Here is an 8,578-nt window from a genome sequence, read left to right as displayed (position 1 = left end):
CCGACGCGCGCGAGCGCGGCGCCGAGCGCCGGCAACCCGGGCAGCCGCGCGCCGGCCAGCAGGCGGAAGGCGTTCGGCACCTCGCCCTCCACCAGCAGCACCGCCTCCACGGCGTCGAAGTCGAAGCCGCTCGCCTGCGGCCAGTCCGCGGCGACGACGGCGTTGAGGCCCGCAAGGTAGGCGTGGCCGCGGCCGGTCGTCAGCGCCGCGAGCCTGGCATGGCCCGGCGCAGCGGTCGGGCCGCGCGTGCCGGCGATCAGGTCCGCCCGCGCATAGGCCAGCAGGACGCGCCCCGGCGCGAGCACTGCCGGCGCCGGCAGCGGCGCATAGCGCAGCATGGCCAGAAACGAGGTCTCGGCCGCCCGCGCCGGCAATGCCAGCAGGGCGACCAGCGCGACGATCAGGCGCAGCACGGCTCGCTCCGGAATTTCCGCCGCGCAGCCTGCTCCATTTCTGGGTGGCGGGGCGAGTGGCGATTGCCGCGCCCGGTCCTACTCGATGGTGATGCCCGCGGCGCGAATCACGGCGCCGAGCTCCGCCACCTCCCGCCGCGCCAGCGCATCGAGCTCCCCGAGGGTCATGGCGGCGGTGCTGGCGCCGGCCTGCTCGGCGCGTTGCCGCACGGCCGGCAGTTCGGCGACGCCGCGGATGGCGGCGTTCAGCCGTTCCTGGACCGGGCGCGGCGTGCCGGCCGGCGCGGCGAAAGCGAACCAGGCATCCAGCGTGAAACCGGGCAGGCCAGCTTCCGACGTGGTCGGCACATCCGGCAGGCCGGGCGCGCGGCGCGCGCTGGCCATGGCGAGCGCGCGCACCCGCCCGCCCTGGATCAGTGCCACGGCTGAGGACGGGGTGGTGATGAACATCTCGACCCGACCGCCGGCGACGTCCTGCAGGGCCGGCGCGGCGCCGCGATAGGGCACGTGGACCATCTCGGCGCCGATCGCGCGGGAGAACAGCACGCCGCCGATATGCTGGATCGAACCGTTGCCGGAGGATGCGTAGTTGAGCTTCCCCGGATTGGCGCGCGCATGGGCGATGAATTCGGCGAGCGTGGTCGCCGGCACGTTCGGAGCCACGAGAATGACATGTGGCGCCATCGTCGCCATGCCGACGATCGCCAGGTCCCGGATCGGATCCCAGGTCAGGTTCTGCATCATCGCCGGATTGCCGGCATGGTAGCCGTTGTACTGCAGCAACAGCGTGTGGCCGTCGGGCTGCGCGCGCGCGACCGCGTTGATCGCGATGTTGCCGTTCGCACCCGGTCGGTTCTCGATCACCACCGGCTGGCCGAGCGCGGTCTGCATGCCTTCCTGGAACAGCCGTGCGGCGAAGTCGGTACCGCCGCCGGGCGGGTTGGGCACGATCACGGTGATCGGGCGCGTCGGGAAGGCGCCCTGGGCCCGTGGCGCGGCGGGAAGGGCGAGCACGGCACCCGCGCCGAGCACGGCGCGGCGGGTGATGCGGGTCATGGCGGATCCTCCGGTTCTTGTGGCCCTGCGGCCTTCTTGGCGCGAACCATCGGCCAGCCATGCGCGGGCGGCAAGGTGCCATGGCTGGCCCGGCAGCGGGCGCGGGGCTAGGGTGCGCGCCAAGATCCGAACCGCTGGAGGAATTCGCCAATGGCCTATCCGAACGTCCTGCTGCACGTGAACGGGGAGTGGCGCGCCGCGCGCTCCGGCAAGACCATCGACGTGCTAAACCCGGCGACCGAGGAAGTGATCGGCACCGTCGCCCATGCCGAGAAGGCGGACCTGGACGAGGCTCTGGCCGCCGCCGACCATGGATTCGCGACCTGGAAGAAGGTCTCCGCCTTCGAGCGCTACAAGCTGATGCGCAAGGCCGCCGACATCTTCCGCGCCCGCGCAGACGAGACCGCCCGCCTGCTGACGCTCGAGCAGGGCAAGCCGCTGGCCGAGGCGAAGGTGGAGGTGATGGCCGCCGCCGACATCATCGACTGGTTCGCCGAGGAAGGCCGCCGCGCCTACGGCCGCGTCATCCCCGCGCGCGCCGACGGCGTCTACCAGCTCGTGATCAAGGAGCCGGTCGGCCCCGTCGCCGCCTTCACGCCCTGGAACTTCCCGATCAACCAGGTGGTGCGCAAGCTCTGTGGCGCGGTTGCCACCGGCTGCTCCATCATCGTCAAGGCGCCGGAGGAGACGCCCGCCTCGCCGGCCGAGCTGATCCGCGCCTTCGTCGATGCCGGCCTGCCGCCAGGTGTCGCGAATCTCGTCTACGGCGTGCCCGCCGAAATCAGCGAATACCTCATCGCCCATCCGGTCATCCGCAAGGTGACCTTCACGGGCTCGACCCCCGTCGGCAAGCTGCTCGCGGGCCTCGCCGGGCAGCACATGAAGCGCGTGACGATGGAACTCGGCGGCCACGCGCCGGCGATCGTGTTCGACGATGCCGATCTCGACCTCGCGGCGAAGACGCTGGCGGGGGCCAAGTTCCGTAATGCGGGCCAGGTCTGCGTCAGCCCGACGCGCTTCCTGGTGCAGGAAAAGCTGTATGACGGCTTCGTCGAAAAGTTCGTCGAGCACACCAAGGCGCTGAAGGTCGGCGACGGCATGGCCGAAGGCACCACCATGGGCCCTCTCGCGCATGACCGCCGCGTGCCCTGGGTCGAGACCCTGGTGCTCGACGCCCAGGCCAAGGGCGGCAAGGTGCACACTGGCGGCAAGCGCATCGGCAACAAGGGCTATTTCTACGAGCCGACGGTGATGACCGACGTGCCAAAGGACGCCCGCGCGATGAACGAGGAACCCTTCGGGCCGATGGCCATGATCTCGCGCTTCCGCGACCTCGACGAGGTTGTGGAGGAGGCGAACCGCCTGCCCTACGGCCTCGCCGCCTATGCCTTCACGCGCAGCGCCAAGACTGCGAACGCGGTCGCGAGCCGCGTCGAGAGCGGGATGATGACGATCAACCATCTCGGCCTCGCCCTGCCGGAAGTGCCCTTCGGCGGCGTGAAGGACAGCGGCTACGGCAGCGAGGGCGGCTCGGAGGCGATCGAGGCCTATCTGAACACGAAGTTCGTGTCGCAGGCGGGACTGTAAGCAGGCGGGGGGAGAAGGGAACTTCTCCCCCCGGACCCCCCTCAACCTTCTTTGGTCGCAAAGATGGGGAGGGGGTTCGGGGGAGGTTCCCGTCCCCCCGACCGTTTTTCATGCCGGAACCCGCCTGGCGCGCCCTTTTCCGCGACCGCGACTTCCTGCGGCTCTGGACCGCAGGCTTCTGCATTTTCGTCGTCCGCTGGGTGGAAACCCTCGCGGTCGGCGTCTTCGCCTACAACGCCACCGGGTCGGCCTTCATCGTCGCGCTGCTGACAATGCTGCGGCTGCTGCCCATGGGCCTGTTCGGCGCCTTCCTCGGCGCCGTGGCGGAGCGCATGGACCGTCGCCGCGCGCTGCTGCTGATCATTCTCTCGCAGATGGTGACCTCGGCCACGATCGCCGCGCTCGCGCTCGCTGACGCGGTCGCGGTCTGGCACCTGGCCGTCGCCTCCTTCATGAACGGCATCGCCTGGGCGTCCGACAATCCGGTGCGCCGCGCCATGATCGGCCAGGTGGCCGGGCCGGCGCGGATGGGGCCGGCGATGTCGGTCGATGTCGCGACCAGCAACGGCAGCAGGGTCCTCGGCCCGACGCTGGGGGGCGTCCTGCTCGCCACGATCGGCCTCGACGGCGCCTTCCTGCTCGGCGCGCTGCTCTATGCGCCGGCGGTGGTTGCAGTGCTTCGGCTGTCGCGCGCCCCCATGCGCATCGAGGCGGGGCGCGCCTCGGTGCTGGCCAGCATCGCCGAGGGCTTCCGCTACGTCCGCGGCGAGCCGCGCCTGGTCGGCGCGCTGCTGGTCACGCTGCTGTTCAACCTGTTCGGCTGGCCCTTCACCTCGATGATCCCGGTGATCGGGCAGGACCGGCTCGGGCTCGGCCCGACGGGCATCGGCGTGCTGGCGAGCATCGACGGCGTCGGCGCCTTCGCGGGCGCCGTCACCATCGCGCTGTTCGCGCAGCCCGCGCAGTACAAGGCGATCTATCTCGGCGGGATCACGCTGTACTTCGCCATGCTCGCCGCCTTCGCGATGGCGACCGACCCGGTCGTCGCGGGCCTTGCACTGCTGCTGACGGGGGTCGGCGGCGCCGGCTTCGCCATCATGCAGCCGACGCTTGTGTTCCTTGCGACGCCGCCCGAGATGCGCAGCCGGGTGCTTGGCCTCCTGTCGGTCTGCATCGGCCTTGGGCCCATCGGATTCCTGGCTCTCGGTCTGATGGCGGAACATTTCGGCGCATCGGCGGCAACCGCAGCGACGGGACTCGCGGGGCTTGCCGCGCTCGCCGCCACGCGGCGCTGGTGGCGCCACATATGACGCAATAGGGCTCTCGCCGCGGGGCGGGCATGCCCGCTAGAGTCGGTCCCGGACACCATGACGAACGGTCTCGCCCCGCTTTCCGCAGACAGCCGCTCGGCGCTCGCCGCGCGGGCGGTCCGCCGTGCGCTGCCGTCAGGGCCCGCCTGGCGGGCCTTCGCGACCGGGCTGATCGTAGCACTTTCGCTTGTGCTGATCTGGGCGGTCGCCGTCGCGCTCGTGCAGCGCGCGGGACGCGACGCGGCCGAGAAGGCGCGCGCCCAGGCCGAAGTCGGCGCCGCGGCGCTCGAGCAGTTCATGCTCCGCACGATCGAGGGGATCGAGGCGACCTTCGCCTTCGTCGAGATGCGGCGCGTGCTGGAGGCCGCAGGCGACCGGCCGGCCGCCGACCTTATCGCTTCCCACCTCGCGGACATCGCGGCGACGAACCGGCTCGGCCTGGTGCAGATCGCCGACATCGATACCAACGCCACGCTGCGCTGGTCGTCGGCCAGCGCCTTCCCGCGCGCGGATTTCTTCGACCGGCAGGCCTTCCTCGCGCATCTCGGCGGCACGCGCGGCCTGCTGGTTGGCGTGCCGCAGATCGAGCCGATCAGCCGTCGCTGGTCGGTGCAGTTCAGCCGGCGGATGGAGGACAGCAACGGCCGGTTCCTCGGCATCGCCGTCATGTCCCTCGATCCGGTGGCGCTGTCGCGCGACCTGGCGGAGATGATGCCACGGCCCAACGACGTGATGTTCGTCGTGCGGCGCGACGGCACCTATGTCGCGCGGTCCCGCGCCACGCTGCGTGCCCTGGCGGAGGAAGTGGCGCTGGCCGCCCCTCTGCCAGGTTCCGGCGCCGCGGGCTCCGCCCCGCTGATCCTCTCGGCGACGCAACCCGACCAGCGCGAGCGCTTCACCTCCTTCCGCATGATGGGCGGAACGCCCCTCGTGGTCGGCACCGGCATCGACGCGGCGGAGGCGCTGGCTCCGGTACGAGACTTCGCGCGGCTCGCGGTGGTGACGGCGCTGCTCACAAGCGCGCTTGTCGTCCTGCTCGCGCTTTACGCGCGCCGGCGGCATGAGCGCCTTCACGCCAAGACCGAGGTTCAGGAGGCACGCCTCGCCGAACGCGCCGCGGGCGCGGCGCGGGCGGAGATCGAGGCGCTGCTGGCAGGCCTGCCGGTCGCCGTCTATCGCGCCCGGATCAGACGTGGCCGGGGCATGGAGGTCACCTACGCCAGCGCAGGCATGGCCACTCTGCCCGACGCCGGAAAGGCGAAGCCGGAGGAGGACGATGCGCGGCGAGAATTCGTCGCACGCCTGCTATCGGGGCGTGACGCGGTGGTCGAATACCCAGTCACGCGGGCGGATGGCAGCACCGTGTGGCTGCGCGACGCGGCGCGCGTGGTGCTCAACACCGAGGATGGCTGCGAGGTGGTGGGCTACCGCGCCGACATCACCGCGGAGCGCCGCCTTGCCGCCCGCGCGACGGAGGCGGCCAAGCTGGCAACGCTCGGGGAGATGGCGACGGGCCTGGCGCACGAACTGAACCAGCCGATCACCGCCATGTCGCTCGGCGCCGACAACGCTGCCGACGCGCTGGAGGCCGAAGGATCACGCGGCATCCCCGAGGCGCTCGAGACGCTGCGTTCCGTGGCCGGCCAGGCGGCGCGCGCGCAGACCATCATCGACCATCTGCGCGTCTTCGGCCGGCGCGATGCCGGCCCGCTTGGCGCCATCGAGGTTCGCAGCGCCGTGGACGGCGCCGTGGTGCTGGCGGGCGCGGCGCTGCGCACGGCCGGCATCGAGGTGATGCGCAACATCCCGAATGGCCTGCCCCCCGTGCAGGGCCAGCTCGTCCTGATCGAGCAGGTGCTCGTTAACCTCTGCCTGAACGCGCGCGACGCGATGCTGAAGCAGCCCGAAGGCCAGCGCCGCCTGATCTTCGCGGCACGCCGGGCGCCGGCCGGGGATCGCGTGCTGCTCGCGGTGCGCGACACGGGCGGCGGGATGCCGGAGGACGTCGTCGGCCGCGTCTTCGAGCCCTTCTTCACCACCAAGCCGGTCGGGCAGGGTACCGGGCTCGGGCTCGCGATCTGCCACGGCATCATGGCTGCGCAGGGCGGCGCCATCCGCGTGGCGAATGTCGACCACGGCGCCGAGTTCACGCTGGAATTCGCGATCGCCGAGCGCGACGCGCCGGCGGCGGATTCAGGCCTGCGGGACGCCCCGGCGCAGGAAGCCACCCACGTCGCCTGAGGGCATCGGCGCGCCGAGCAGGTAGCCCTGGCAGGCGTCGCACCCTGCTTCGCGCAGCGCCTGGAGCTGCGCCGGCGTCTCCACCCCCTCGGCCACTGTCGTCAGGCCGAGCGCGGCGGTCAGTTGGATCATGCCGCGGAAGAAGGCGCGGTCGCGCTCCGTACCGGGAAGGCGCTCGATGAAGCGGCGGTCGAGCTTGACCAGCGTGGCCGGCAGGTCGCGCAGCCGCGCCAGGGAGGAATGACCGACGCCGAAATCGTCGATGGCGAGGCCGAAGCCCGCCTCCCGCAGCGCCGTCAGCGTCGGCAATGCCTGCTCGGACAGCGCCTCGGTCTCGGTGATCTCGAGGCAGAGGGCAGAGGCAGGCAGGCCGGCGGCCGAGACCATGCGGCAGAGATCGACCGCGAAGTCCGGCGCGCGCAGCTGGGTGGGTGAGACATTGACCGCGACGCGGCCGAAGGGCAGGCCTTCCTGCCGCCAGGCCGCGATCGCGGCGAGCGCGTCGCGCAGGATGCGGCGCCCCAGCGCGTCCATCAGCCCGTAATGCTCGGCGACGGGCACGAGCTCGTCCGGATCGCAGCGGCCAACCGCGGGGTCGCTGAAGCGCACCAGCGCCTCGAAGCCGAGGAGCTGGCCGTCCGAGCAGCGGAGGATCGGCTGGTAGGCAAGCCCGACCTCGTCATTGCCGCGCAGTGCCGTGCGTAGCGCGCCGGCGAGTTCGATGCGGCGGAGCGAGCCGTCGGCCCGCGCTTCGTCGGAACTGGCGACGCGGTCGCCGCCGCGGGTCCGCGCGTTGCGAATGGCGGCCTCGGCGCCGCGGAGGCAGGCGGCGCCGTCTCCGACGGGGCTGGCGGCGTAGCCGACGCTGGCCGTCAGGAAGATCCGGACATCGCCACCGCCCAGCTGCTGCGCCACGGCACCGTGCAGCCGCGCCGCGAGGGCCGGCAGCGTCATGGCGGCCTCGCCCTCGACGAGGACGGCGAATTCGTCGTCGCCGAAGCGGGCGGTCAGCGCACCACGCCCGGCGGCTTGCTGGATCCGGCGCGCCGTCTCGATCAGCAGTGCATCGGCGGCGCGGGGCCCGAAGGCCTCATTCACGCGGCGGAAGCGGTCGAGGTCGATCAGCACGAGGCCACAGGCGTCCCGCCGCGGCGTCAGCAGCCGCTCGATCAGCGCGGCCCGGTTCGCAATGCAGGTGAGCGGGTCCTCGCCGCGCTGGCGGCGGGCCTCCTCCTCGGCTTCGGCGATGCGGGCGAGCCGGTCGCTCTCGGCCTCGAAGCTGCGGCGGCGGGCGAGAACACGCTCCATCGCCGCCTCGACCGCGTTGGCGATCTCCCCGCTGCGCAGCGGCTTGCGGATGAAGTCGGAGGCGCCGATCCGCACCGCTTCCGCGGCGTCGTCGACCGAGGCATGGCCGGTGATGAGCACGACTTCCGGCCGCATGCGGCTGTCGGTCGCGTTGATGCGGCGGGCAAGGGCGAGCCCGTCTTCCCCTGGCATGCGGATGTCGCTGACGACGACGCCGAGATCGCCTCGCTCGGCGATGATCCGCGCGGCTGTCTCGGCCGAGGGTGCGAGGCTCACCTCATGCCCGCGCCGGCGGAGCGCCTTGCCGATCTGCTCGAGGACCACCGGCTCATCGTCGACGACGAGCACGCCGAGCCCGGTGCGATCGTCGGTCGTGGCATTGAGGAAGGCGGACGACATGGCGGAGTCCTGCGGCAAACCTGATCACGACCGGGACCCAACCCGAGTCGCGTTAACTTATTAAGACTTCTCTCGTATCTCAACAACCCCTCTTGTTAGGACAACTCGCTTTTTCCGTGCATACGGGGCACGAACGATACACGCATCGCGTGCAGAAGATCCCCTCCGCAACGTTGAGGAATCGGCGCATGATTGCTCCTTCGAGGGCCGAAAATGGCGGCTGGCCTGGCACATCGCTCGAACTCACGGGCCTCGGGGGGAGAA

The 8,578-nt window shown here is 71.5% G+C and carries 6 protein-coding genes; 3 read left to right on the top strand and 3 right to left on the bottom strand.

Annotated elements, in window-relative coordinates; genetic code table 11:
* Positions 1-413, bottom strand: a 413-nt coding sequence (locus HW577_RS02690) for a hypothetical protein (RefSeq protein WP_198374515.1), incomplete at its 3' end; no start/stop codon positions are given.
* 78 nt (positions 414-491) lie between these two features.
* Positions 492-1,469 carry a Bug family tripartite tricarboxylate transporter substrate binding protein gene (locus HW577_RS02685; protein ID WP_198374514.1) on the bottom strand — a complete coding sequence of 326 codons (978 nt, stop codon included), beginning with the start codon at positions 1,467-1,469 and terminating at the stop codon, positions 492-494.
* A 150-nt stretch (positions 1,470-1,619) separates the two neighbouring features.
* Here HW577_RS02685 and HW577_RS02680 point away from each other — a divergent pair, with 150 nt between their 5' ends.
* From HW577_RS02680 to HW577_RS02670, 3 genes are all read left to right on the top strand, one after another.
* Positions 1,620-3,056: an NAD-dependent succinate-semialdehyde dehydrogenase gene (locus HW577_RS02680; RefSeq protein ID WP_198374513.1), complete on the top strand. Its 1,437-nt coding sequence runs from the start codon at positions 1,620-1,622 to the stop codon at positions 3,054-3,056.
* 110 nt (positions 3,057-3,166) lie between these two features.
* A complete protein-coding gene (locus HW577_RS02675) occupies positions 3,167-4,366 on the top strand; it encodes an MFS transporter (RefSeq protein ID WP_198374512.1) in 1,200 nt (399 codons plus the stop codon).
* Between the two features lie 57 nt (positions 4,367-4,423).
* Positions 4,424-6,607, top strand: coding sequence for an ATP-binding protein (locus tag HW577_RS02670; protein WP_198374511.1), 2,184 nt, complete (start codon positions 4,424-4,426; stop codon positions 6,605-6,607).
* Here the strand turns inward: HW577_RS02670 and HW577_RS02665 are convergent.
* Positions 6,560-8,314 carry a putative bifunctional diguanylate cyclase/phosphodiesterase gene (locus HW577_RS02665; protein ID WP_198374510.1) on the bottom strand — a complete coding sequence of 585 codons (1,755 nt, stop codon included), beginning with the start codon at positions 8,312-8,314 and terminating at the stop codon, positions 6,560-6,562. The two genes, HW577_RS02670 and HW577_RS02665, sit on opposite strands and share 48 nt — an antisense overlap.
* Positions 8,315-8,578: the final 264 nt, after the last annotated feature.

This window comes from Neoroseomonas rubea (assembly GCF_016106015.1).
Taxonomy (GTDB): Bacteria; Pseudomonadota; Alphaproteobacteria; order Acetobacterales; family Acetobacteraceae; genus Neoroseomonas; species Neoroseomonas rubea.
This window is presented reverse-complemented; position numbering and strand designations above follow the sequence as displayed.

What these genes read in the sequence shown, in the direction of transcription:
- HW577_RS02675 (WP_198374512.1), top strand. Translation starts at nt 3,167, where the DNA reads ATGCCGGAACCCGCCTGGCGCGCCCTTTTCCGCGACCGCGACTTCCTG.
- HW577_RS02680 (WP_198374513.1), top strand. Translation starts at nt 1,620, where the DNA reads ATGGCCTATCCGAACGTCCTGCTGCACGTGAACGGGGAGTGGCGCGCC.
- HW577_RS02685 (WP_198374514.1), bottom strand. Translation starts at nt 1,469, where the DNA reads ATGACCCGCATCACCCGCCGCGCCGTGCTCGGCGCGGGTGCCGTGCTC.
- HW577_RS02665 (WP_198374510.1), bottom strand. Translation starts at nt 8,314, where the DNA reads ATGTCGTCCGCCTTCCTCAATGCCACGACCGACGATCGCACCGGGCTC.
- HW577_RS02670 (WP_198374511.1), top strand. Translation starts at nt 4,424, where the DNA reads ATGACGAACGGTCTCGCCCCGCTTTCCGCAGACAGCCGCTCGGCGCTC.